The following is a 22,358-nucleotide window of genomic DNA, read 5'->3' on the forward strand; positions in this document are numbered from 1 at the left end:
ACATCAGGTCGACGATAGGAGAGCCGCCCGTCAACGGCAGCCGGTTTTACGGGCGTTCAGCCGGCCACCGGGCTGTGAACGAGGACCGGGTCGCCGACCCGCACCACGCCCTCGCGGACCACCGCGTTCTTCGCGCCGAAGCTCAGCTTGTTCCCGAAATCGGGCTCCCTGCGGTACGTGGCCAGCGTGCGCACCGGCTCCGGGCCGGCGCGGCGGCCGGTGCGCTGGTCGACCAGCGGGACGTTGCACCGCAGCGCCCGTACCGAGTAGGCGAGTTCGGCGGTGCCCACGGTCATCCGCGCCACCCGGTCCTCGAAGTGCGGCTCGTCGTCGCCGGTCAGCACGATGTTGGCCCGGAAGCGGTCCATGGGGACGGGCGCGGCGTCGCCCCGGGCCGCGATGCGGGCGTTGAGGCCGGCCAGCGAGGCCGTCGAGGTGACCAGGACCGCGTGCGCGTCGCCGAAGTTGACCTTGCCGGGGGTCTCGCCCCAGCCGTCCCGGTCGAAGCCGGGCCGCACCCGTACCAGCCGGGACGCGGCTCCCAGCACATCGGAGAACCACTCGGCGGCCTCGTCCCCCTGGTCGACGGCCTCGCCGAGGTCCCGGCCGAACATGGTGACCTCGCGGCGCGGCCCGTCCGGGGTCACGTCGAACCGCAGCGTGCCGGTGCCCTCGGCGGACAGGGCGAGGGCCGCTCCGGAGTCCAGGACCCGGGCGCCGACCGCCGCCATCGCGGGGTGGGTGCGCTGGCTGCGGAAGGCGCCTTCGGCCGCGTCGACCACCATGAAGGTCCGGTCGTGGGCGAGGCCGGTGGCGGTGACCCGCGCGGAGTCGACCGCGGTCCCGGCGCAGCCCTTGACGGGGTAGTACACCAGCTCGTGGACGGTGATCGTCATGATGTGCTCCTCATGCCGGACATCATGGCAGCCGGGGGATGCGACAGGGAGGCCCCCGCCTGTCACGTCCGGGCGGGGGCCTCCCCTTCATCCGCCTGCCCGGTGAAGGTTGAGAAGACGATCACGAGGCAGGACGCTCGGTGCGCCCCGGCAGGGGCCCTGCTCAGGGGGCGAGGAGCAGCACGTCCGCGCGCTCCTTGGCGGCGGCGTAGCGCTCGGCCACGTCCTGCCAGTTGACGACGGCCCACATCGCCTCGATGAAGTCGACCTTCTGGTTCTTGTACTGGAGGTAGAAGGCGTGCTCCCAGGCGTCGAAGACGAGGACCGGGACCGAGCCCTGTCCCACGTTGCCCTGGTGGTCGTAGACCTGCTCGACGATCAGCTTGCCGCTGACCGGCTCGTACGCGAGGACGCCCCAGCCGGAGCCCTGCGTGGTGGCTGCGGCCTTCGTCAGCTGGGACTTGAAGCCGGCGAAGGAGCCGAAGGACTCGGTGATCGCGTCCGCGAGGTCGCCGACGCCGTCCGCCGCGAGGGGCTCGCCGCCGCCGTCGCCGGTCATGTTGTGCCAGTAGATCGAGTGCAGGATGTGGCCGGACAGGTGGAAGGCGAGGTTCTTCTGGAGGCCGTTGATGGCTCCCCAGGCCTCCTTGTCGCGGGCCTCCTCCAGCTGCTCCAGGGTGTCGTTGGCGCCCTTCACGTAAGCGGCGTGGTGCTTGTCGTGGTGGAGCTCGATGATCTGCGGGTTGATGACCGGTTCGAGCGCGGCGTAGTCGTACGGGAGTTCCGGGAGCGTGTACGTGGCCATTGGTTTCGAACCCTCCAACTGCTGACAAGTTGTTATTGCAACCTCTATGCAAGAGCAGGCTAACAGCAGGAACGCGAAACACCGGGTCAGCCCTTCGGCTTAGGACCCGGTGTTTCGTACGGATTTGTCAGTGTTGGCTCAGGCGCCCGCGCGCCGCCGCTGCCGTACGGCCCCGATCGCGGCCAGGACCACCGTGAGCGCGCCCGACGCCAGCAGCTGGTCGCGGGTGGAGGGCTGGCGGAGCATCAGTACGAAGATGCCGGCCATGGCGAGCAGCGCCGCCACCGTCAGCCACGGGAACAGCCACATGCGCACCACCAGCTTCTCGGGCGCCTCGCGCTCCAGGCGGGCGCGCAGGATCAGCTGGGAGACGGCGATGAAGATCCAGACGACGAGGATCACCGCGCCGGTCATGTTGAGCAGCCAGGGGAAGACGTCGTCCGGGCGCCAGTAGCTCAGCAGCACGCACAGGAAGCCGAACACGGACGAGACCAGGACCGCCGTGCGCGGCACCCCGCCGGAGACCCGGCCCAGCCGCTTCGGGCCCTGGCCGCGCGCCACCAGCGAACAGGCCATGCGCGAGGCGCCGTAGATGTTTGCGTTCATCGCGGAGAGCAGGGCGACCAGGATGACCACGTTCATGATCTGCGCGGCCTCCCCGACGCCGAGGTGGTCCAGCGCCGCGTAGAACGGCCCTACCTCGACGACCTTCGGGTCGCTCCACGGGACCAGCGTGACGACGACCGCCATTGAGCCCACGTAGAACAGCGCGATCCGCCACATCGCCGTCCGCACCGCCCGCGCGACGCCCCGCACCGGGTTCTCGGACTCGGCGGCCGCGATGGTGACCGTCTCCAGACCGCCGTACGCGAAGACGGAGGCGAGCAGTCCGATGACCAGCCCGTCCGGGCCGTTCGGCAGGAAGCCGCCCGCGCCGCTCAGGTTGGCGGTGCCCGGCGCGTCCGTCCCCGGGAGCACCCCCAGGACCGCCAGCACGCCTAGGACCAGGAACAGCGTGATCGCGGTGACCTTGAGCGCGGCGAACCAGAACTCGAACTCGCCGAACTTCGTCACCGACGCCAGGTTCGTCCCCAGGAACACCGCCATGAACAGCGCCACCCAGGCCCACTCCGGGGTCCCCGGCAGCCAGCCCGTGACGATCTTCGCCGCGCCGATCCCCTCCAGGCCCACGGCCACACAGAGCAGCACCCAGAACGCCCAGCCCGCCGTGAACCCGGCCCACGGGCCGATCGCCCGCTCGGCGTGCACGGAGAACGAACCCGACACCGGATTGGCCGCCGACATCTCGCCGAGCATCCGCATGACGAGCATGACCAGCAGCCCGGAGACGGCGTACGCGATCACGATCGAGGGCCCCGCGGCCGCGATGCCGGCGCCCGAGCCGACGAAGAGCCCGGCGCCGATGACACCGCCCAGGGCGATCATCGAGAGATGGCGCTGCTTCAGCCCGTGCGTCAGGGGCGAGTCGGGGCCGGTGTCGGGCGCGGTGGCCGGGGAGCCGGTGGGGGAGGGCGCGGAGGTCCGGGACATGGACGAACTCTGTTCGGTCGGCGAGACGGGCGGGACCTCCCAGTCTGACCACGCACCCCGGTCACCGGGAACCACCGTCCGTTATACGGTCACCGGGTCCACACCCCGCGGCCACGCGGCGGGGCGCGGTGGGCCGTCGTCACGCGCCGCGCTTTTAGAGGGAGTTCACAGTCCCGCCTCGGCGCCCCTTCCCGGCCCGCCCCGCTCGCATCCGCCCCCACCTCCGTGACAAGCATCACGCCCCGCAGCGATTGCGCGGCCCCTCTTGTGTGAATCCCACCAACGCCCCAACCGCCGCTTTGTGGGCCGTTGATGGTGATCGAGCGCGGCTCCGTCGGATAGCGTCACGATCAGTCCGTCCCCGCCCCCATATGCCCCTCACCCCGCGGAGTCCCCGATGAGCACTGCTGCCGCCCCCGCCCGTACCGGAGCGGTCCTCGCCGACCTGCTGCCCGCCGCCCGGCACCGCTACGCCGTGGACACCGCGCTGGTGCTCGGCGGCGCCGCGCTCACCGGCATAGCCGCCCAGATCGCCGTGCCGGTCCCGGGCTCCCCGGTCCCCGTCACGGGCCAGACCTTCGCGGCCCTCCTCGTCGGCACCGCGCTCGGCGCACGCCGCGGCTTCCTCTCCCTCGCCGTGTACGCCCTCGTCGGCATGGCGGGCATGCCGTGGTTCGCGGGCGGCACCTCCGGCGCGGGCGGCGCCTCCTTCGGCTACGTCCTCGGCATGCTGCTCGCCGCCACGGTCGTCGGCGGCCTCGCCCGGCGCGGCGGTGACCGCTCGGTGCTCCGCACGGCCGGGACGATGGTCCTCGGCTCGGCGATCATCTACGCGGTCGGCGTGCCGTACCTGGCCCTGTCCACCGGCATGTCGGCGAGCGCCGCGATCGCCGCGGGCCTGACGCCGTTCCTGCTCGGCGACGCGCTGAAGGCGGCGCTGGCCATGGGCGCGCTGCCCGCCTCCTGGAAGCTCCTGGACCGCCGGGGCTGACACCGCGACACCTCTTCGGGAGGCCCGCCGACCGCCATGCGTACGGCGGGCCTCCGCGCGTCTGCCCGGCACCGGGCACACTGCACCCCTTCGTCGGCGCCCCCACGCCGCACGTGCCACACTCCTCCCATGCGCGTGTACCTCGGATCCGACCATGCCGGTTACGAACTCAAGAACCACCTCGTCGAGTGGCTCAAGGCACAGGGCCACGAAGCCGTCGACTGCGGCCCCCACATCTACGACGCCCAGGACGACTACCCGCCGTTCTGCCTCCGGGCCGCCGAGAAGACGGCAGCCGACCCGGACAGCCTCGGCATCGTGATCGGCGGCTCCGGCAACGGCGAGCAGATCGCCGCCAACAAGGTCAAGGGCGTCCGCGCCGCACTCGCCTGGAGCGAGCAGACCGCCGCGCTGGGCCGCGAGCACAACGACGCCAACGTGATCTCCATCGGCGGCCGGATGCACACGGTCGAGGAGTCCACCAAGTTCGTCGAGATCTTCCTCGCCACCCCGTACTCCGGCGAGGAGCGGCACACCCGCCGCATCGACATGCTCACGGCATACGAGAACACCGGCGAGCTCCCTCCGATCCCCGCCCACCACCCGCAGCAGGGCTGACAGCTCCTGTGCCGCCGGTCCTTCCGGCGGCACAGTCATGTCCGGACCCGCACCACCAGGAGAACCGCCGCCGTGCCCGAGGGACACACGATCCACCGCCTCGCCGACGACCACCGCGAGCGCTTCGCCGGCCGGCCGGTGCGGGTGAGCAGCCCGCAGGGGAAGTTCGCGGACAGCGCCGCCCTGCTCGACGGCCGGGTCCTCGGCACGGCCGATGCCCACGGCAAGCACCTCTTCCTGGGCTTCCCGGACACCGGCTGGGTCCACATCCACCTAGGCCTGTTCGGCAAGCTGAACTTCGGTACGGTGCCGGCCCCGCCGCCCACCGACACCGTCCGGCTGCGCCTGGTCAACGACGCGCACCACGCGGACCTGCGCGGCCCGACCACCTGCGCCCTGATCACCGACGCCGAGAAGCGCGCGATACACGACCGGCTCGGCCCCGACCCGCTGCGCGCCGGCGAGGACGGCGAACGGGCCTGGCAGCGGATCTCCCGCAGCCGGATCACCGTCGCCGCCCTGCTGATGGACCAGAAGGTCATCGCGGGTGTCGGCAACGTCTACCGCGCCGAGGTGCTGTTCCGGCACGGCATCGACCCGTACCGGCCGGGCAGGGACCTCACCCGCCGTGAGTGGGACGCGATCTGGGCGGACCTGCGCGAGCTGATGCGCGAGGGCGTACGGAACAACCGGATCGACACCGTCCGCCCCGAGCACCTGCCCGAGGCGATGGGCCGCCCGCCGCGCGTCGACGACCACGGCGGCGAGGTCTACGTCTACCGGCGCGCCCGCCAGGGCTGCCACATCTGCGGCACCGAGATCCGCACCGCCGACCTCGCCGCCCGCAACCTCTTCTGGTGCCCCGGCTGCCAGTCCGCGTAATCCGCACGCCCTACCCACCGGTACGGCACCGGTCGGGCCGATTTCGAACACATTGTCATGGGGTCCCCCTGCACCGGAGGCCGCCGGGTGGATAAGGTCCCCGCAATGGCCCGACGCGCAGGAGCAGAGACGTACCCGGCCCGATTGCGGAAATCGGCGCACCGGGCCTACAGCACGCTGCGCCGGTCCGGGGTCGACTACTTCCGCGGCGACGGCTCCGACTGGATCGCCCTGGCCGGCCTGCTGCTCGTCATCCCGGCCGTCACCGCGCTCACCCTGGCCGACCCGGTCTGGTGCGCGCCCACCATGCTCGTCCTGCCGATCGTCGCGGGCGGCCTGCTGCTGCGCCCCGCCAGCCTCCTCGGCCTGTACGCGACGGCCGCCGCCGCCCTCATCGTCGAGTCGATCTGGCTCGGCCCCTACGAGGACGGCCCGGCGAGGGTCACCCCCGGCACCGTGCTCACCGTCGCCGCCTGCGGATTCTTCGGCCTGATCCTCGCCCAGTTCCGCGCCCGGGTCGGCGTGCCCTGGCGGCGCGGCGGCACCATGCTCTTCGACCTGCGCGAACGCATCCGGGTCCAGAGCTCGCTGCCCCGCCTCCCGCAGGGCTGGCACCGCGAGATGGCCCTGCGCCCGGCCGGCGGCCAGTCCTTCTCCGGGGACTTCGTCGTCGCGGCCCGCACCCACGGCGGCCGCACCCTGGAAGCCGTCCTCACCGACGTCTCCGGCAAGGGCATGGACGCCGGATCCCGCGCCCTGCTGCTGTCCGGCGCCTTCGGCGGGCTCCTCGGCTCGCTGCCCCCGCACGGCTTCCTGCCCGCCGCCAACGGCTACCTGCTCCGCCAGGACTGGGACGAGGGATTCGCCACCTCCATCCACCTGGTCCTCGACCTGGAGACGGGCGACTACGAGCTCCTGTCGGCGGGCCACCCGCCCGCCCTCCAGCTCCACGCGGGCAGCGGCCTGTGGGAGGAGAAGGCGGCGGAGGGCCCGCTGCTCGGGGTGTACGACGGCGCCGAGTTCGACGCGGTGAAGGGCCACCTCGCCCCCGGCGACGTGCTGATGCTGTTCACCGACGGACTGGTGGAGGCGGCGGACCGGGACATCGCGGAGGGCATCGACCGGCTGACCGGCGAGGCCGACCGGTATGTCAGCACCGGCTTCGAGGGCGCCGCCTGGCACCTGATCGAAGCCTGCGCCAAGGACGTCAACGACGACCGGGCCCTGCTGCTCCTGTCACGGAAGTCCTGAGCCGGCCCCGACCGGCTCGGGCTCGCGGAGCGCGGGTTCGGGTTCCCCCGGCAGGAACCGCGCCAGCCAGTGCGAGCGCCCGGCCGCCAGCGGGGCGAGGACCGCGAGGACCAGTACGTAGCCCGCGATGAACGGGGAGAGCCGTTCGTCGAGCCCGGCGCCCGCCGCCATCGTGGCGAGGATCAGGGCGAACTCGCCGCGTGCCACCAGGGTGGTGGAGATGTTCGCGGTGGCCTGCGGGCCGAAGCCGTACACCTTGGCGGCGGCGATTCCGGCGCACACGTTCATCGCGAGGGTGACCACGACGGCGGCCAGCACCGGCCACAGCACGGTGGGCAGGTCGCCCGGGTCGATGGAGAGCCCGAAGGCGAAGAAGAAGATCGCACCGAACGCGTCGCGCAGCGGGTGGACCAGCTTGAGGATGCGCTCGCCCGAGGACGTGCTGCCGAGCATCAGCCCGACCATGAAGGCGCCGATCGCGTCCGCGACCCCGAACCACTCCGAGATCCCGGCCACCAGGACGGCCGCGCCGAGGAAGGAGATGACCAGGAGTTCGTCGTCCCGGGTGTTGATCAGCCTTCCGATCACCCGGGTGCCGAACCGCGCGGCCAGGGCGAGCAGCAGCAGGAAGCCGAAGGCCTTGCCGCCGTCGGCCGCCGCCGCGGCGAGGCTGTCGGCGCCGGAGAGGATGGGCTGGAGTGCCGCCAGGTAGAGGGCGAGGAAGACGTCCTCGACGACGATGATGCCGAGGATGGGCCGGGTCTCCGGGTTGCCGATCCGGCCGAGGTCGACCAGCACCTTGGTGACGATGGCCGACGAGGAGATGCCGAGCACCCCGGCGAGCACCAGCGCCTCGGAGGTGCCCCAGCCCAGTGCGAAGCCGAAGCCGAGCCCGGCGCCGACGTTCAGGGCGAGGTAGGTGCCCCCGGCGACGGCCATCTTGCGGCCGCCCGCCTTGAGGTCGTCGAGGTGGAACTCCAGGCCCAGGTAGAAGAGGAGCAGCACCAGGCCGAGCGCGGAGAGCATCTCCAGGTCGTGCGGGTCGGCGACGAGGACGATGCCGGGGGTGTGCGGGCCGAGGAGGATCCCGGCCAGGATGAACAGGGGGATCGTGGGGAGCCCGATGCGGCGGCCGACGCGGGCGAGGACCGCGGCGGCGAGGAAGGCGCCGCCCATGGCGATGAGCGTGTCTGCGTGTCCGATGAGCCCGACCTTTCAGAGAGTCAAGAGATCGTCAAGGAATCGTCAGCAGTTAGTTTACCGAACGATTGACCTCGCAACTCTCCGGCCGCGGAACCGGTGTGCGCCCAAGGCCCTAGAGTCCCTGCCATGACCGCATCACGTGACCGGCTGACCCTGCCCGAGGTCGAGGCCCTCGCCCGCGAGGCCCACGCCGCCCAGCGCGACAAGGCCGGCCGCCCCTACGCGGAACACCTCGCGGCTGTCGCGGAGGGCGTACGGATCAGGGGCGGCAGCGAGGAGCAGATCGCCGCGGCCTGGCTGCACGACGCGGTGGAGGACGACGCGCTGTCCGCCGAGTGGCTGGCCGGGGCCGCGCTGCCGCAGGAGGTCAAGGACATGGTGCTCGCGGTCACCAAGCGCCCGGGCGAGGAGCCGGAGGCGTACACCCGGCGCATCCTGGCCACCCCCGGCGCCCTGCTCGTCAAGGAGGCCGACCTCGCGCACAACGCCGACCCGGCCCGCCTCGCGGTCCTGGAGCCGGCTACCCGTACCCGGCTGACCGCGAAGTATGCGCGGGTAAGGGAGCTGTTGGGGCTCACCGCGCCGGACGTGCCCCCGAAGCGTCGGGATTGAGCCAACACCGGTGAACGCGACGGAGCCCGGCCGCCGCGGGCCGGGCTCCGTGAGGGTGTGAGGAGGGTTCAGATCCTGGCGGCGTCCCGGCGGAACGCCCAGTTCATGTCCGGCTCGGTCACACAGCGCAGCGCCCGACGCACCGGCGGCGTGCAGAGCAGGGTGACGGCGGTGGAGGCGACCACGGTCACGATCACCAGGCCGGCCGGTCCGACCAGCCAGGCGTGGTCGTCGAAGAGGCCCGAGTAGGCGGCGCCCTTCACCAGGAAGCCGTGCAGCAGGTAGCCGCAGATCGTGCCGGCGCCCAGCACCGTGAACCACATGTGGCGTCGGGGGACCAGGGCCAGGAACCCGGCCGTCAGCAGCGTCGCGCAGCCGAACAGCCCCAGGGTCATCACCGCGCCCGACCACCACGGCGCCCCCATGTCCGGGGCGCTGGAGTTGCGCAGGAACCAGCCCAGCTGCATCCGGGGCGCCGCCCAGTACGCGAAGACCACCGCGGCGGCGAACAGCGGCAGGGCGAGCAGCCGGGCCCCGCGGCGGCGGACCAGCTCGAAGTGCTCGGGCTTCAGCTGGAGTCCGAGCACGAAGAAGGGCAGGAACTGGAGGACGCGCGGCAGGTCGAGGTCGTGTCCGATGCCGGGGGCGAGCGAGGCGAGAACGGCGATCGCGAGCGAAACGGCCAGCGGGTGGCGGAGGTTGCGCCACAGCGGCGTGGTGAGCCGCCAGATGAACAGGGCGACCAGGAACCAGGTCAGGTACCAGGGCTCCAGCAGGCTGACGCCCACGTCCGGCTGGTCGTTCGCGTACCGGCGGAACAGCGCGTACGCCGTCTCGAACACCACGTACGGCACGGCGACACCGGTGACCAGCCGCTTCACCTTGGCGGGGCTCAGGTCGAACGACCGGGAGAAATAGCCCGAGATGATGATGAAGGCGGGCATGTGAAACGTGTACACGACCATGTACAGCGCGCGGGCGGCCCGGCTGCCGTCCATGACCGGAACCCACGAGTGCGCCACCGCGACGAGCACGATGGCGAGGTACTTGGCGTTGTCGAAGAAGGCGTCACGCTTCTTGGCCGGGGTGCCAGGCGCGGGGCGCTCCGCCACCGGCGCCGGGGCCTCCCGGGCCGCTGTCGATGCAGCGGGTCTGGGCTCCGACTCCCCGGTCACGGGTGTGAGCGCGGCCCTCTGCAGTGCGTTCGGAGCGTGGAACATCTCAGGAACCCTAGACGTCTCGATTGCCATCCGTAAAACCGCCGTTGAATAGCGCGTCTTCCCTGCATATCAAATGGCAAACCCATGAAACCTGCCCGCTATGACCCGTTTCATGCGCATCAAATGGGGCAAACGGCTGGGCAGTTGGCCGGAGTGAATTACCTCGCGTTCGGCACCGAATTCGCCTGTGAATAAACTGTGTGGATACAGAAACGATCAACGTCGCATTTCGCGTCCGAAATGCGGTCGGGTGAGAGCGGGCGGAGCGGTGCCGACGGCCCGGAACGCCACCCGGGCCCGGGCCGTGCGGTTCCGCTCCTGCCGGGCGCACAGGGGGCGCACAGGGGGCGCAAGGGGCGCAGGATGGCGCGATATCGACAGGTCGATACGTCACCCGGCCACACCCCAGGGGGAGTTGGTGGCACGATGGGTGCGACGGAGGGTGCAGGGCCGCACATCTCCGGGCCGGCAAGGCGGACCGACCGAGGGTGTGAGCAGTCGTGGCCATTTCGCTGTCTGTGGTGCTTCTGTTGGGGATCATCCTGGTGGTCATGATCAGGAGCGGTTCCATCAAGGCCGGGCCCGCGATCGTCGCGGCGCTCTTCGGCTTCTTCCTGGCACCGACGGGCATGGGCCCGTCGATCAACAGGTTCATCGACTCGATCGTCGACTCGATCAGCCAGATCACCTTCTGAGCCGTCCGAGCCCCCGGGGCGCCGCGCCCGGGTCCACCGGACCGGACAACGCGGAAGGGCCCGGTCCATTGGACCGGGCCCTTCGCGATGGAGCGGGCGACGGGAATCGAACCCGCGTAGCTAGTTTGGAAGACTAGGGCTCTACCATTGAGCTACGCCCGCAGACACGGCACCGCAGGTCACGACGACCGCGGCACGACAAGCATCGTAGCGGGTCGCGGGCGGTGCCTGCACACCCCTTCCCCGGCCCGCGCGCGCCGTGCGCGAAGCGGACCGCCCAGCGCCCGGCGGCATGTACCCTACGTGTCGCACCGACGGGGTGTGGCGCAGCTTGGTAGCGCGTCCGCTTTGGGAGCGGAAGGTCGTCGGTTCGAATCCGGCCACCCCGACCACCGGCAAGATCGCATTGCGGGAGTTCTCCCCCTTGCCGTTACTATGCAAAATGCGTGCCCGTGTGTCTGATGTACCGGGCTCGGTCCGCGAAGCCGCCCCCCGTGCGGCGGAGCAGAACCCCAAGAAGTCAGCCACCAAGGAGACCGAACCGTGAAGAGCGCCGTGGAGACCCTGAACCCGACCCGGGTTCGGCTCAGCATCGAGGTGCCCTTCGAGGAGCTCAAGGACAGCCTCGACGCGGCGTACAAGAAGATCAACCAGCAGGTCACGGTGAAGGGGTTCCGCAAGGGCAAGATCCCCAGCCGGGTCATCGACCAGCGGTTCGGCCGTGGTGCTGTGCTGGAGGAGGCCGTCAACGACGCGCTCCCGAAGTTCTACACCGAGGCCGTCAACGAGGGTGAGCTGAACGTCCTCGGCCAGCCCGAGGTCGACATCACCGAGCTGAAGGACGGCGAGGTGCTGGCCTTCACCGCCGAGGTGGACGTGCGCCCCGAGATCGAGATCCCGGACTACTCCGGCATCGAGGTCACCGTCGACGCCATCGAGGTCACCGACGAGGACGTCGAGAAGGCCGTCGAGCAGCTGCGCGGCCGCTTCGCCTCCACCAACCCGGTCGAGCGCGCCGCCGCCGAGGGCGACGTCGTCACGATCGACCTCGAGGCCAAGGTCGAGGGCGAGGTCCTGGAGGACGGCGTGGCCGAGGGTGTCTCGTACACCATCGGTTCCGGCGAGCTCCTCGAGGGCATCGACGAGGCCGTGACCGGCCTGGAGGCCGGCGGCGAGGCAACCTTCACCTCGCAGCTGAAGGGCGGCTCGGCCGAGGGCAAGGACGCCGAGGTCACCGTCAAGGTCAGCGCCGTCGCCGCCCGCGAGCTCCCCGAGCTGGACGACGACTTCGCCCAGATGGCCAGCGAGTTCGACACGCTGGAGGAGCTGAAGGCCGACAGTCGCAAGCGCCTGGAGAGCACCAAGCAGTACGACCAGGCCACCCAGGCCCAGGAGCGCGTCCTGGAGGAGCTGCTGAAGCTCGCCGAGGTCCCGATCCCGGAGAAGCTGCTCGCGGACGAGGTCCAGACCCGCAAGCACAACCTGGAGCACCACCAGCTCGGTCAGATGGGTCTCACCCTCGACAAGTACCTGGAGATCCAGGGCAAGACCGCCGAGGAGTTCGAGGCCGAGACGTCCGAGCAGGCCGTCAAGGGCATCAAGACCCAGTTCATCCTGGACGAGCTCGTCAACAAGGAGAAGCTCAACGTCAACCAGGAGGAGCTCACCGAGCACCTCATGCGGCGCGCTGCCTCCTCCGGCATGAGCCCCGACCAGTTCGCCCAGGCCGTCGTCGAGGGCGGCCAGGTGCCGATGCTCGTCGGCGAGGTCGCCCGCGGCAAGGCGCTCGCCGTCGTCGTCGAGGCCGCCAAGGTCGTCGACACCAACGGTGAGGTCGTCGAGCTGGAAGACGATGAGGACGCGGCGGAGACCACGGAGGCCCCTGAGGCCGCCGCCGAGGAGAAGACCGAGGCCTGAGCCTCGCGCTGACCCCGTACGACGGGCTCCGGACGCCACCGCGTCCGGAGCCCGTCGTCGTACCGGCAGACGTTTCGTCGCAACCCGCGTGCCCGCTGCGGAGCTTGCGCTCCCAGCGAACAGTCGCGGAAGCGGGATGGCGTTGTTCCACCTGCGCGTTAGGGTCCATGAAGAGGAAGGGTCGGGTAGTCCCGGCCCACCCGGTACGAAGACGCTGAGACGGCCGGAGCCGTCAGAGACGAGCAGGTGGATACGTGACGAATCTGATGCCCTACGCCGCCGGAGAGCCGTCCCTCGGTGGAGGCCTCGGTGACCAGGTCTACAGCCGGCTGCTCGGCGAGCGCATCATCTTCCTCGGTCAGCAGGTCGACGATGACATCGCCAACAAGATCACCGCGCAGCTGCTTCTCCTCGCCGCCGAGCCGGAGAAGGACATCTACCTCTACATCAACAGCCCCGGCGGATCGGTGACGGCCGGCATGGCGGTCTACGACACCATGCAGTACATCCCGAACGACGTGGTCACCATCGGTATGGGCATGGCGGCCTCGATGGGCCAGTTCCTGCTCACCGGCGGCACCGCCGGCAAGCGCTTCGCGCTCCCGAACACCGACATCCTCATGCACCAGGGCTCGGCCGGCATCGGCGGTACGGCCTCGGACATCAAGATCCAGGCCCAGTACCTGCTGCGCACCAAGCAGCGCATGGCGGAGATCACCGCCCGCCACTCCGGCCAGAGCGTGGAGACGATCATCCGCGACGGCGACCGCGACCGCTGGTACACCGCGGAGGAGGCCAAGGACTACGGCCTCATCGACGAGATCATCTCGATCGCATCGGGCGTTCCGGGCGGCGGCGGCACCGGCGCCTGATCCGGACTCCCCGGACAGCGCCCGTACCGCACCGCATCTCTCGTACGCCGAGACACCCAGCCACAGAACGCCACCAGGATGGTGAACACCCACATGAACAACTTCCCCGGCGCCTCCGCGAGCGGCCTCTACACGGGCCCGCAGGTGGACAACCGCTACATCGTGCCGCGCTTCGTGGAGCGCACCTCGCAGGGCGTGCGCGAGTACGACCCGTACGCGAAGCTCTTCGAGGAGCGCGTGATCTTCCTCGGCGTGCAGATCGACGACGCCTCCGCCAACGACGTCATGGCGCAGCTCCTGTGCCTGGAGTCGATGGACCCGGACCGGGACATCTCCATCTACATCAACAGCCCCGGCGGCTCGTTCACCGCGCTCACCGCGATCTACGACACGATGCAGTTCGTGAAGCCGGACATCCAGACGGTCTGCATGGGCCAGGCGGCCTCCGCCGCCGCCGTGCTGCTCGCCGCCGGTACGCCCGGCAAGCGCATGGCCCTGCCGAACGCCCGCGTCCTGATCCACCAGCCGTCCTCGCAGACCGGCCGTGAGCAGCTCTCCGACCTGGAGATCGCGGCCAACGAGATCCTGCGCATGCGGACCCAGCTGGAGGAGCTGCTGGCCAAGCACTCCACCACGCCGATCGAGAAGATCCGCGACGACATCGAGCGCGACAAGATCCTGACCGCCGAGGACTCCCTCGCCTACGGTCTCGTCGACCAGATCGTGTCGACCCGCAAGAGCGCGGCCGGAGCGCTCGCCTGACCTGCGCCCCATCCCCTTGGCACGGCGGCGTCACCCGGCTCCGGCCGTGTGAACCGTGCCAAGGGGGGCCCGAATGGGGGGCCGGGCAAGGTACCGTCGGATAGAGGCACAGGAGCCGCTGAACCAGGCGTCTCCCAGGCGAAGGGGAAGCACCTCGTGGCACGCATCGGTGATGGCGGCGACCTGCTCAAGTGCTCGTTCTGCGGAAAGAGCCAGAAGCAGGTGAAGAAGCTCATCGCGGGACCCGGTGTGTACATCTGCGACGAGTGCATCGATCTCTGCAACGAGATCATCGAGGAGGAGCTCGCCGAGACGAGCGAGGTCCGCTGGGAGGAGCTTCCCAAGCCTCGCGAGATCTACGAGTTCCTCGAGGGGTACGTCGTCGGGCAGGAGCCCGCGAAGAAGGCCCTCTCGGTCGCTGTGTACAACCACTACAAGCGGGTCCAGGCCGGCGAGAACGGCGGCGGCGCGGGCCGCGACGACGCGATCGAGCTCGCCAAGTCCAACATCCTGCTGCTGGGCCCCACGGGCTCCGGCAAGACGCTGCTGGCGCAGACGCTGGCCCGCATGCTCAACGTCCCGTTCGCCATCGCCGACGCGACGGCGCTGACGGAGGCCGGCTATGTCGGCGAGGACGTCGAGAACATTCTGCTGAAGCTGATCCAGGCCGCCGACTACGACGTCAAGAAGGCCGAGACCGGGATCATCTACATCGACGAGATCGACAAGGTCGCCCGCAAGAGCGAGAACCCGTCGATCACCCGCGACGTCTCCGGCGAGGGCGTCCAGCAGGCCCTGCTGAAGATCCTGGAGGGCACCACCGCCTCCGTACCGCCGCAGGGCGGCCGCAAGCACCCGCACCAGGAGTTCATCCAGATCGACACGACGAACGTCCTGTTCATCGTGGGCGGCGCCTTCTCCGGCCTGGAGAAGATCATCGAGTCCCGGGCCGGCGCCAAGGGCATCGGATTCGGCGCCACGATCCGCTCCAAGCGGGAGATCCAGGCGAGCGACCAGTTCCAGGAGGTCATGCCGGAGGACCTGGTGAAGTTCGGGATGATCCCCGAGTTCATCGGCCGCCTCCCCGTCCTGACCTCGGTCCACAACCTGGACCGCGAGGCCCTGCTCCAGATCCTCATCGAGCCGCGCAACGCCCTGGTCAAGCAGTACCAGCGCCTCTTCGAACTCGACGGCGTGGAGCTGGACTTCGAGCGCGAGGCGCTGGAGGCCATCGCCGACCAGGCGATCCTGCGCCAGACCGGCGCCCGCGGCCTGCGCGCGATCATGGAGGAGGTCCTCCAGTCGGTGATGTACGAGGTCCCGTCCCGCAAGGACGTCGCCCGCGTGGTCATCACCGCCGACGTGGTCCGCAACAACGTCAACCCGACGCTGGTCCCGCGCGAGCCGCGCACGATCGGCAAGGGTGACGAGGGCCGCCACGAGAAGTCCGCGTAACGCGTTGCGGTAGTCCGCACGTACGCGAAGGGGCGCCCCGCCGGAGGACCGGCGGGGCGCCCCTTCGCGTCGCCCGGGTCAGATCTTGGTGCGGGAGGTGTTGTAGAGCTTGGCGGCGAGGTCGGCGACGTCCTCGGTCGGCATGCTCTTGCCGGTGGTCATGGCCGCGCCCAGGTCGACGGCGAACACGATGCCGACGGTGCTGTAGTCGGTCCAGATGCAGACGGGGATGTTGATTTCCTTCGGGCCGTTCTGGAGCGAGCCGTCGGACTTCTTGTTGACCGTCTTGATCGTCTGGCACTTCATCAGGGCGCCGTCGAAGCCCTTGGGCGTGACGCTCTCGGGCGAGCCGACGAGGGTCGCCTCGCTGTCGCTGTCGCCCTCGTCCTTCGCCATCTCGTCCTTGGCCCCGGCGAAGGCCGCGTTCAGCGTCTTCTCCGGGTCGTCGACCTGGCCCCAGACGCCCTTGAGCATGAGCATCTTCGTGGTGAGCGGGTTCTTGTCGATGTCCCCGCTGGCGTAGACGGCGCTGGCCTCGACGGGCGACTTGACGCCCATCTCCTCCGTCTCCGTCTTCTCCTTGCCGGTCAGCGGCCCGGTCTTGTTGTCGGAGTCGGTCTTGTCGTGCTTGTACTCGCCCACCGTCTCCGGCGGCGTCAGCTTGTAACCCTTGGTCGAGGACGCGACGGAGCTGCTGCCGCCGTCCGACGTCAGGAAGTACACGCCGCCCGCGATGACGGCCAGCGCGAGGACCGCGGCGCCGACGATCAGGCCCGTCTTCTTCTTCGCGGGGGCCGGCGGCGGGAAGCCCGGCTGCTGGCCGTAGCCCTGCTGACCGCCGTACGGGGGAGCCGGGGGCTGCTGGCCGTACGGGCCGGGCTGCTGGGCCGGCGGGTAGCCGTAACCGGGCTGGGGCTGCTGCTGGGGCGGGACGCCCTGGGGGGCCTGCTGCGGGTATCCGTAGCCGGGCTGGCCCTGCGGCGGCTGCTGGCCGCCGTACGGGCCCGGCTGCTGGCCGTAGGGTCCGGGCTGGCCCTGCGGCTGCTGGCCACCGTACGGACCCGGCTGGTTGTAGCTCATCTGCGGTGTCCCCTGTTCGTGATACTTATGCGTTGCGAACATCCTGACGGAAGCCCCCCGCGCGCGGACCACCGGGAGGCACACCGTTACGGAACAAACCGGTTTCAGTGCACTCCTGTGACGGCTCTAAACTGTCCGCGTGACCGAGAACCCAGCGCAGCAGCCAGCCAGCAACCCCGAACTGCCGACCCAGTACACGCCGGCCGAGGTAGAGGGGAAGCTGTACGAGCGCTGGGTAGAACGCGGGTACTTCGAGGCGGACGCGAAGAGCGAGAAGCCGCCGTACGCGATCGTCATCCCGCCGCCCAACGTCACGGGCTCCCTGCACCTGGGCCACGCCTTCGAGCACACGCTGATCGACGCCCTCGTCCGCCGCAAGCGCATGCAGGGCTTCGAGGCGCTGTACCAGCCGGGCATGGACCACGCCGGCATCGCCACCCAGAACGTCGTCGAGCGCGAGCTCGCCAAGGAGGGCAAGTCCCGCCACGACCTGGGCCGTGAGGCGTTCGTCGAGCGCGTCTGGCAGTGGAAGAACGAGTCCGGCGGCCAGATCTCCGGCCAGATGCGCCGCCTCGGTGAGGGCGTCGCGTGGTCCCGCGAGCGGTTCACGATGGACGAGGGCCTCTCCAAGGCCGTCCAGACCATCTTCAAGCGGATGTACGACGACGAGCTCATCTACCGCCGTGAGCGCATCGTCAACTGGTGCCCCCGCTGCCTCACCGCGATCTCGGACATCGAGGTCGAGTACCAGGAGGACGACGGCGAGCTGGTCTCCATGACGTACGGCGAGGGCGAGGAGACCATCGTCGTCGCCACCACCCGCGCGGAGACGATGCTCGGTGACACCGCCGTCGCCGTCCACCCCGACGACGAGCGGTACAAGCACCTGGTCGGCAAGCAGATCAAGCTGCCGCTGACCGACCGCACGATCCCGGTCGTCGCGGACCACCACGTCGACCCGTCGTTCGGCACCGGCGCCGTCAAGGTCACGCCCGCCCACGACCCGAACGACTTCGAGATCGGGCAGCGCCACGACCTGCCCTTCCTCACCGTCCTCGACGAGCGCGCGATCATCACCGTCCCCGGCCCCTTCGAGGGCCTGGACCGGCTGGAGGCCCGCTCCGCGATCGTCGCCGCCCTGCGCGCCGAGGGCCGGATCGTCGCCGAGAAGCGGCCGTACGTCCACTCCGTCGGCCACTGCTCGCGCTGCAAGACCACCGTCGAGCCCCGGCTGTCCATGCAGTGGTGGGTCAAGGTCGCCCCCCTCGCCGAGGCGGCCGGTGACGCCGTCCGCGACGGCAAGGTCCAGATCCACCCCCAGGAGATGGAGAAGCGGTACTTCGACTGGGTCGACAACCTCCACGACTGGTGCATCTCGCGCCAGCTCTGGTGGGGTCACCGCATCCCCGTCTGGCACGGCCCCGACGGCGAGATGGTCTGCGTCGGCCCCGACGACGAGCCGCCCACCGGCGAGGGCTGGACCCAGGACAGCGATGTCCTGGACACCTGGTTCTCCTCCGGCCTGTGGCCGTTCTCCACGCTCGGCTGGCCCGAACAGACCGAGAGCCTCGCGAAGTTCTACCCGAACTCCGTCCTGGTCACCGGCTACGACATCCTCTTCTTCTGGGTCGCCCGGATGATGATGTTCGGCTTGTACATCAACAAGGACGTCCCGCCGTTCGCGAAGATCGTGCTGCACGGTATGGTCCGCGACGAGCACGGCAAGAAGATGTCGAAGTCCTTCGGGAACGTCGTCAACCCGCTGGACTGGATGGACAAGTACGGCTCCGACGCGCTGCGCTTCACGCTCGCGCGCGGCGCCAACCCGGGCACCGACGTCCCGATCGGCGAGGACTGGGTCCAGGGCTCCGCGAAGTTCTCCAACAAGATCTGGAACGCGACCCGGTTCGCCCTGATGAACGGGGCGACGATCGAGGGCGAACTGCCGTCCGCCGACGAGATGTCGGTGACCGACCGCTGGATCCTCTCCCGCTTGAACAAGACGGTCGCCGAAGTCGACGCGTACTACGAGGACTTCCAGTTCTCCAAGCTCAGCGAGGCGCTGCGGCATTTCGCCTGGGACGAGGTCTTCGACTGGTACGTCGAGCTGTCCAAGACCACGTTCTTCGGCGGTGGCCGCCCGGCCGAGGTCTCCGGCCGGGTCCTGGGCGAGGTCCTCGACGTGATGCTGCGCCTGCTGCACCCCGTCGTCCCCTTCGTCACCGAGACCCTGTGGACCGCGCTCACCGGCCGCGAGTCCGTGGTCGTCGCGGACTGGCCGAAGGACTCCGGCTTCCGCGACGACGCCGCCGAGCGGGAGATCGAGCTCGTCCAGCAGGTCGTCACCGAGGTCCGCCGCTTCCGCTCCGACCAGGGCCTCCAGCCCGGCCAGAAGGTCCCGGCCGAGCTGACCCTGACCGGCACCCCGCTCGCCCCGCACGAGACGGCCATGCGGCAGCTGCTGAGGCTCCAGCCCGCCGGTGACGGCTTCCACGCCACCGCTTCGCTGCCCGTCGCCGGGGCGACCGTCGCGCTGGACCTGTCCGGCACGATCGACGTGGCCGCCGAGCGCAAGCGCCTGACCAAGGACCTGGAGGCGGCCCGCAAGGAGAAGGGCCAGGCCGAGGGCAAGCTCGGCAACGAGGCGTTCCTGGCCAAGGCCCCGGACAACGTGGTCGACAAGATCCGCGGCCGGCTCGCGAAGGCCGAGGCCGACATCGAGCGGATCACCGGCCAGCTGGCCGCCCTGCCGCAGGCCTGAGCCGTACCGGAGCCCCCGCACCTCTCACCCGAGGGGCGCGGGGGCTTCGGCGTGTCCGGCCCCCCGGGCGGCTGCGCGCGATGTCCGCGGCCATCCGTAGACTGGGGCCCGTGAGTGAGCCCCGCCCCGACCGGCCCGACGCGTCCGACTCCGACGACACCTTCGCGGAGATCGTCGACGAAGAGACCCAGCGCGACCCCGACCTGGCGGTGATCGAGGCCGGCAGCCGCACGCTGCGCGCCGCCTCGGGGCCGCCCCGCGCCGAGGATGTGCCCGCCCGCCCCGCCGACCCGGAGGTCGACAAGGCGCTGCGCGCGGTGGAGCAGGAGCTCGCCGGCCGCTGGGGCGAGACCAAGCTGGAGCCGTCCGTCACCCGCATCGCCGCCCTGATGGACGTGCTCGGCGAGCCGCAGCGCGCGTACCCCTCGATCCACATCACCGGCACCAACGGCAAGACGAGCACCGCCCGCATGATCGAGTCCCTGCTCGGCGCCTTCGACCTGCGCACCGGCCGCTACACCTCGCCGCACGTCCAGTCGATCACCGAGCGCATCAGCCTCGACGGCGCCCCGATGGACCCGGAGCGGTTCATCTCCACGTACGAGGACATCAAGCCGTACGTCGAGATGGTCGACGCCCAGCAGCCCTACCGGCTCTCCTTCTTCGAGGTGCTCACGGGCATGGCGTACGCGGCCTTCGCCGACGCGCCCGTCGATGTCGCCGTCGTCGAGGTCGGCATGGGCGGCACCTGGGACGCGACCAACGTCATCGACGCCGCGGTCGCCGTCGTCACGCCCATCTCGCTCGACCACACCGACCGCCTGGGCTCCACGCCGGGCGAGATCGCGACGGAGAAGTCCGGGATCATCAAGCAGGGCGCGACGGTCATCCTCGCCCAGCAGCCCGTCGACGCCGCCCAGGTCATGCTGAAGAAGGCCGTCGAGGCCGACGCCACCGTGGCCCGCGAGGGCATGGAGTTCGGCGTGGTCTCCCGGGAGATCGCGGTCGGCGGCCAGTTGCTGACCCTGCGCGGCCTCGGCGGTGAGTACGACAACATCTTCCTCCCGCTGTACGGCGCCCACCAGGCGCACAACGCGGTGGTGGCGCTCTGCGCCGTCGAGGCGTTCTTCGGGATCGGCGCGGAGCAGCCCGGCGCGCTGGACGCGGACATCGTGCGCTCGGCGTTCGCCTCGGTGATCTCGCCCGGCCGCCTCGAAGTCGTCCGCTCCAGCCCGACCGTCGTCCTGGACGCCGCGCACAACCCGGCCGGCGCCCGCGCCACCGCCGACGGCCTGTCCGAGGCGTTCGGCTTCTCCCGGCTGATCGGGGTGGTCGGCGCCAGCGGCGACAAGGACGTGCGCGGGCTCCTGGAGGCCTTCGAGCCGATCTTCGCCGAGGTCGTCGTCACACAGAACTCCACCGAGCGCGCGATGGACGCCGACGCCCTCGCGGCCGTCGCCGTCGAGGTCTTCGGACACGACCGGGTGCAGGTCGAACCCCGGCTCGACGACGCGCTGGAGGCGGCGATCACACTCGCCGAGGAAGAGGACGAGTACGCGGGAGCCGGAGTCCTGGTGACCGGTTCCGTGATCACGGTCGGCGAGGCCCGGCTGCTCCTGGGAAGGCGCTGACCATGCGCATGCTCTGTGCGTCCACGCTGATCGGCGAGTTCTTCGTGATCGGGTTCGCCGGACTCGTCGCGATGAAGTCGGACGACCTGTCGAACGCCACGGTCTGGACGGTGTGCGGCATCGGGATGCTGGTCTCCGTGCTGCTCTGCGGCATGATCACCCGGCCCGGCGGCATCCAACTCGGCTGGGCCCTCCAGGTCGCGCTGGTCGCGAGCGGCTTCGTGATCCCCGTGATGTTCATCCTCGGCGTCGCCTTCGGCGCGCTGTGGTGGGCCTCGGTGCACTACGGCCGCCGGATCGACGAGGTGAAGGCCCGCTGGGCGGCGGCCCACGCCGAGGCGGAATCGCCCGCCGGCGGCTGAGCCCCCCCGCCGGCCGGGCCGCGGCAAACCCGGCGGCGGGCCCGTCGCGGGGCCCCTGTAATGTCGCCTCACCGCACCCGTATGCCTTCAAGGAGCCGCAGATGACCCAGCGCACCCTCGTTCTTCTCAAGCCCGACGCCGTCCGCCGCGGACTGGTCGGCGAGATCGTCGGCCGCATCGAGCGCAAGGCCGGCTGGAAGATCACGGCGCTGGAACTGCGTACCCTGGACCGCGCCACGCTGGAGCAGCACTACGCCGAGCACGTCGGCCGCCCGTTCTACGAGCCGCTGGTCGAGTTCATGCAGTCGGGTCCCGTCGTCGCCCTGGTGGCCGAGGGCGAGCGGGTCATCGAGGGCGTCCGCGCCCTGGCCGGCCCCACCGACCCGATCGCCGCCGCGCCCGGCTCGATCCGCGGCGACTTCGGCACGATCACCCGGGAGAACCTCATCCACGCCTCGGACTCCGAGGAGTCCGCGGAGCGGGAAATGAAGCTGTTCTTCCCGGGTCTTTCCTGAATCGGGCTCAGCCGAACAGCGCTCATGACCTGGGGCGACCGAATTAATTCGGTCGCCCTTCGGCATAGGGTGTCCGGTCGCGGGAACGCATCCCCCCGACGTAACGTCACCATGAGTGGAACGGCCACCCGTTCTGCCCAGCCAGGCGGCGTACCCTCGCGCTGTGTCGGTGCGTCCGGCACTACGATGGAACCTTCCACGCCCGCAGCGCCCATCCCGCCCACCAAAACCAGCCATCCATGCTTTCGCTTGGAAGGCTCGACGCATCCTCATGGGGAA

At 70.2% G+C, this 22,358-nt stretch carries 20 protein-coding genes and 2 tRNA genes; 15 read left to right on the top strand and 7 right to left on the bottom strand.

Annotated features, from left to right (window positions below; genetic code table 11):
• Positions 1–56: 56 nt before the first annotated feature.
• The 3 genes from BLW14_RS21420 to BLW14_RS21430 all read right to left on the bottom strand — a co-directional run bounded on the left by BLW14_RS21420 (position 57) and on the right by BLW14_RS21430 (position 3,252).
• Positions 57–896, bottom strand: a complete 840-nt coding sequence (locus BLW14_RS21420) for an MOSC domain-containing protein (protein WP_093708828.1) — start codon at positions 894–896, stop codon at positions 57–59.
• Positions 897–1,059: 163 nt separating this feature from the next.
• Entirely contained in the window at positions 1,060–1,701 is a 642-nt protein-coding gene (locus BLW14_RS21425) for a superoxide dismutase (RefSeq protein WP_093708829.1), read from the bottom strand.
• A gap of 138 nt (positions 1,702–1,839) precedes the next feature.
• A complete protein-coding gene (locus tag BLW14_RS21430; RefSeq protein ID WP_093708830.1) occupies positions 1,840–3,252 on the bottom strand; it encodes an amino acid permease in 1,413 nt (470 codons plus the stop codon).
• Between the two features lie 397 nt (positions 3,253–3,649).
• On the opposite strand from BLW14_RS21430, the gene BLW14_RS21435 reads away from it, so the two are divergent.
• The 4 genes from BLW14_RS21435 to BLW14_RS21450 all read left to right on the top strand — a co-directional run bounded on the left by BLW14_RS21435 (position 3,650) and on the right by BLW14_RS21450 (position 6,994).
• A complete protein-coding gene (locus BLW14_RS21435) occupies positions 3,650–4,243 on the top strand; it encodes a biotin transporter BioY (protein WP_093708831.1) in 594 nt (197 codons plus the stop codon).
• Positions 4,244–4,372: 129 nt separating this feature from the next.
• The gene (locus tag BLW14_RS21440) at positions 4,373–4,861 is read left to right on the top strand and encodes a ribose-5-phosphate isomerase (protein ID WP_018518159.1); all 489 of its coding nucleotides are present in this window, start codon (positions 4,373–4,375) and stop codon (positions 4,859–4,861) included.
• Between the two features lie 72 nt (positions 4,862–4,933).
• On the top strand, positions 4,934–5,743 hold the full coding sequence (locus BLW14_RS21445) for an Fpg/Nei family DNA glycosylase (RefSeq protein WP_093708832.1): 810 nt from the start codon (positions 4,934–4,936) through the stop codon (positions 5,741–5,743).
• Between the two features lie 105 nt (positions 5,744–5,848).
• Positions 5,849–6,994: a PP2C family protein-serine/threonine phosphatase gene (locus BLW14_RS21450; protein ID WP_093708833.1), complete on the top strand. Its 1,146-nt coding sequence runs from the start codon at positions 5,849–5,851 to the stop codon at positions 6,992–6,994.
• Here BLW14_RS21450 and BLW14_RS21455 read toward each other — a convergent pair.
• Positions 6,980–8,170 carry a cation:proton antiporter gene (locus BLW14_RS21455; RefSeq protein WP_093708834.1) on the bottom strand — a complete coding sequence of 397 codons (1,191 nt, stop codon included), beginning with the start codon at positions 8,168–8,170 and terminating at the stop codon, positions 6,980–6,982. The genes BLW14_RS21450 and BLW14_RS21455 overlap by 15 nt on opposite strands.
• Positions 8,171–8,323: 153 nt before the next feature.
• Between BLW14_RS21455 and BLW14_RS21460 the strand changes: the two genes are divergently transcribed.
• Positions 8,324–8,809, top strand: a complete 486-nt coding sequence (locus BLW14_RS21460; protein ID WP_093708835.1) for an HD domain-containing protein — start codon at positions 8,324–8,326, stop codon at positions 8,807–8,809.
• Between the two features lie 68 nt (positions 8,810–8,877).
• On the opposite strand, the gene BLW14_RS21465 is transcribed toward BLW14_RS21460, so the two are convergent.
• Positions 8,878–10,029, bottom strand: coding sequence for an acyltransferase family protein (locus BLW14_RS21465; RefSeq protein WP_177154050.1), 1,152 nt, complete (start codon positions 10,027–10,029; stop codon positions 8,878–8,880).
• A 500-nt stretch (positions 10,030–10,529) separates the two neighbouring features.
• On the opposite strand from BLW14_RS21465, the gene BLW14_RS21470 reads away from it, so the two are divergent.
• Entirely contained in the window at positions 10,530–10,724 is a 195-nt protein-coding gene (locus BLW14_RS21470) for a hypothetical protein (protein ID WP_093708837.1), read from the top strand.
• 88 nt (positions 10,725–10,812) lie between these two features.
• Here BLW14_RS21470 and BLW14_RS21475 read toward each other — a convergent pair.
• A tRNA-Gly gene (locus BLW14_RS21475) sits at positions 10,813–10,886 on the bottom strand.
• Between the two features lie 153 nt (positions 10,887–11,039).
• On the opposite strand from BLW14_RS21475, the gene BLW14_RS21480 reads away from it, so the two are divergent.
• The 5 genes from BLW14_RS21480 (at position 11,040) to clpX (ending at position 15,730) form a co-directional block, all read left to right on the top strand.
• Positions 11,040–11,116: transfer RNA gene (locus BLW14_RS21480), tRNA-Pro, on the top strand.
• A gap of 151 nt (positions 11,117–11,267) precedes the next feature.
• Positions 11,268–12,641, top strand: a complete 1,374-nt coding sequence (gene tig / locus BLW14_RS21485; RefSeq protein WP_093708838.1) for a trigger factor — start codon at positions 11,268–11,270, stop codon at positions 12,639–12,641.
• Positions 12,642–12,907: 266 nt separating this feature from the next.
• Positions 12,908–13,513, top strand: coding sequence for an ATP-dependent Clp protease proteolytic subunit (locus BLW14_RS21490; RefSeq protein ID WP_018518167.1), 606 nt, complete (start codon positions 12,908–12,910; stop codon positions 13,511–13,513).
• A gap of 78 nt (positions 13,514–13,591) precedes the next feature.
• Entirely contained in the window at positions 13,592–14,275 is a 684-nt protein-coding gene (locus BLW14_RS21495) for an ATP-dependent Clp protease proteolytic subunit (protein WP_018518168.1), read from the top strand.
• 156 nt (positions 14,276–14,431) lie between these two features.
• Complete coding sequence (gene clpX, locus BLW14_RS21500) at positions 14,432–15,730, top strand: ATP-dependent Clp protease ATP-binding subunit ClpX (protein ID WP_018103185.1); 1,299 nt, start codon at positions 14,432–14,434, stop codon at positions 15,728–15,730.
• A 78-nt stretch (positions 15,731–15,808) separates the two neighbouring features.
• Here clpX and BLW14_RS21505 read toward each other — a convergent pair whose 3' ends face one another.
• Complete coding sequence (locus BLW14_RS21505) at positions 15,809–16,810, bottom strand: hypothetical protein (RefSeq protein WP_093708839.1); 1,002 nt, start codon at positions 16,808–16,810, stop codon at positions 15,809–15,811.
• A 139-nt stretch (positions 16,811–16,949) separates the two neighbouring features.
• Between BLW14_RS21505 and BLW14_RS21510 the strand changes: the two genes are divergently transcribed.
• The 4 genes from BLW14_RS21510 (at position 16,950) to ndk (ending at position 22,079) form a co-directional block, all read left to right on the top strand.
• A complete protein-coding gene (locus BLW14_RS21510) occupies positions 16,950–19,571 on the top strand; it encodes a valine--tRNA ligase (RefSeq protein WP_093708840.1) in 2,622 nt (873 codons plus the stop codon).
• Positions 19,572–19,681: 110 nt separating this feature from the next.
• Entirely contained in the window at positions 19,682–21,202 is a 1,521-nt protein-coding gene (locus tag BLW14_RS21515) for a bifunctional tetrahydrofolate synthase/dihydrofolate synthase (protein ID WP_093708841.1), read from the top strand.
• A 2-nt stretch (positions 21,203–21,204) separates the two neighbouring features.
• A complete protein-coding gene (locus BLW14_RS21520; RefSeq protein WP_093708842.1) occupies positions 21,205–21,564 on the top strand; it encodes a DUF4233 domain-containing protein in 360 nt (119 codons plus the stop codon).
• 101 nt (positions 21,565–21,665) lie between these two features.
• Positions 21,666–22,079, top strand: coding sequence for a nucleoside-diphosphate kinase (ndk, locus tag BLW14_RS21525; RefSeq protein ID WP_024492992.1), 414 nt, complete (start codon positions 21,666–21,668; stop codon positions 22,077–22,079).
• Positions 22,080–22,358 lie beyond the last annotated feature (279 nt).

Origin of the sequence: Streptomyces sp. 2131.1 (assembly GCF_900105515.1) — a bacterium.
Lineage (GTDB): Bacteria > Actinomycetota > Actinomycetes > Streptomycetales > Streptomycetaceae > Streptomyces > Streptomyces drozdowiczii.

Coding starts and splice junctions, on each gene's coding strand:
- BLW14_RS21420 (WP_093708828.1), bottom strand. CDS start 896: ATGACGATCACCGTCCACGAGCTGGTGTACTACCCCGTCAAGGGCTGC.
- BLW14_RS21425 (WP_093708829.1), bottom strand. CDS start 1,701: ATGGCCACGTACACGCTCCCGGAACTCCCGTACGACTACGCCGCGCTC.
- BLW14_RS21430 (WP_093708830.1), bottom strand. CDS start 3,252: ATGTCCCGGACCTCCGCGCCCTCCCCCACCGGCTCCCCGGCCACCGCG.
- BLW14_RS21435 (WP_093708831.1), top strand. CDS start 3,650: ATGAGCACTGCTGCCGCCCCCGCCCGTACCGGAGCGGTCCTCGCCGAC.
- BLW14_RS21440 (WP_018518159.1), top strand. CDS start 4,373: ATGCGCGTGTACCTCGGATCCGACCATGCCGGTTACGAACTCAAGAAC.
- BLW14_RS21450 (WP_093708833.1), top strand. CDS start 5,849: ATGGCCCGACGCGCAGGAGCAGAGACGTACCCGGCCCGATTGCGGAAA.
- BLW14_RS21455 (WP_093708834.1), bottom strand. CDS start 8,170: ATGGGCGGCGCCTTCCTCGCCGCCGCGGTCCTCGCCCGCGTCGGCCGC.
- BLW14_RS21460 (WP_093708835.1), top strand. CDS start 8,324: ATGACCGCATCACGTGACCGGCTGACCCTGCCCGAGGTCGAGGCCCTC.
- BLW14_RS21465 (WP_177154050.1), bottom strand. CDS start 10,029: ATGTTCCACGCTCCGAACGCACTGCAGAGGGCCGCGCTCACACCCGTG.
- BLW14_RS21490 (WP_018518167.1), top strand. CDS start 12,908: ATGCCCTACGCCGCCGGAGAGCCGTCCCTCGGTGGAGGCCTCGGTGAC.
- BLW14_RS21495 (WP_018518168.1), top strand. CDS start 13,592: ATGGTGAACACCCACATGAACAACTTCCCCGGCGCCTCCGCGAGCGGC.
- BLW14_RS21505 (WP_093708839.1), bottom strand. CDS start 16,810: ATGAGCTACAACCAGCCGGGTCCGTACGGTGGCCAGCAGCCGCAGGGC.
- BLW14_RS21520 (WP_093708842.1), top strand. CDS start 21,205: ATGCGCATGCTCTGTGCGTCCACGCTGATCGGCGAGTTCTTCGTGATC.
- ndk (WP_024492992.1), top strand. CDS start 21,666: ATGACCCAGCGCACCCTCGTTCTTCTCAAGCCCGACGCCGTCCGCCGC.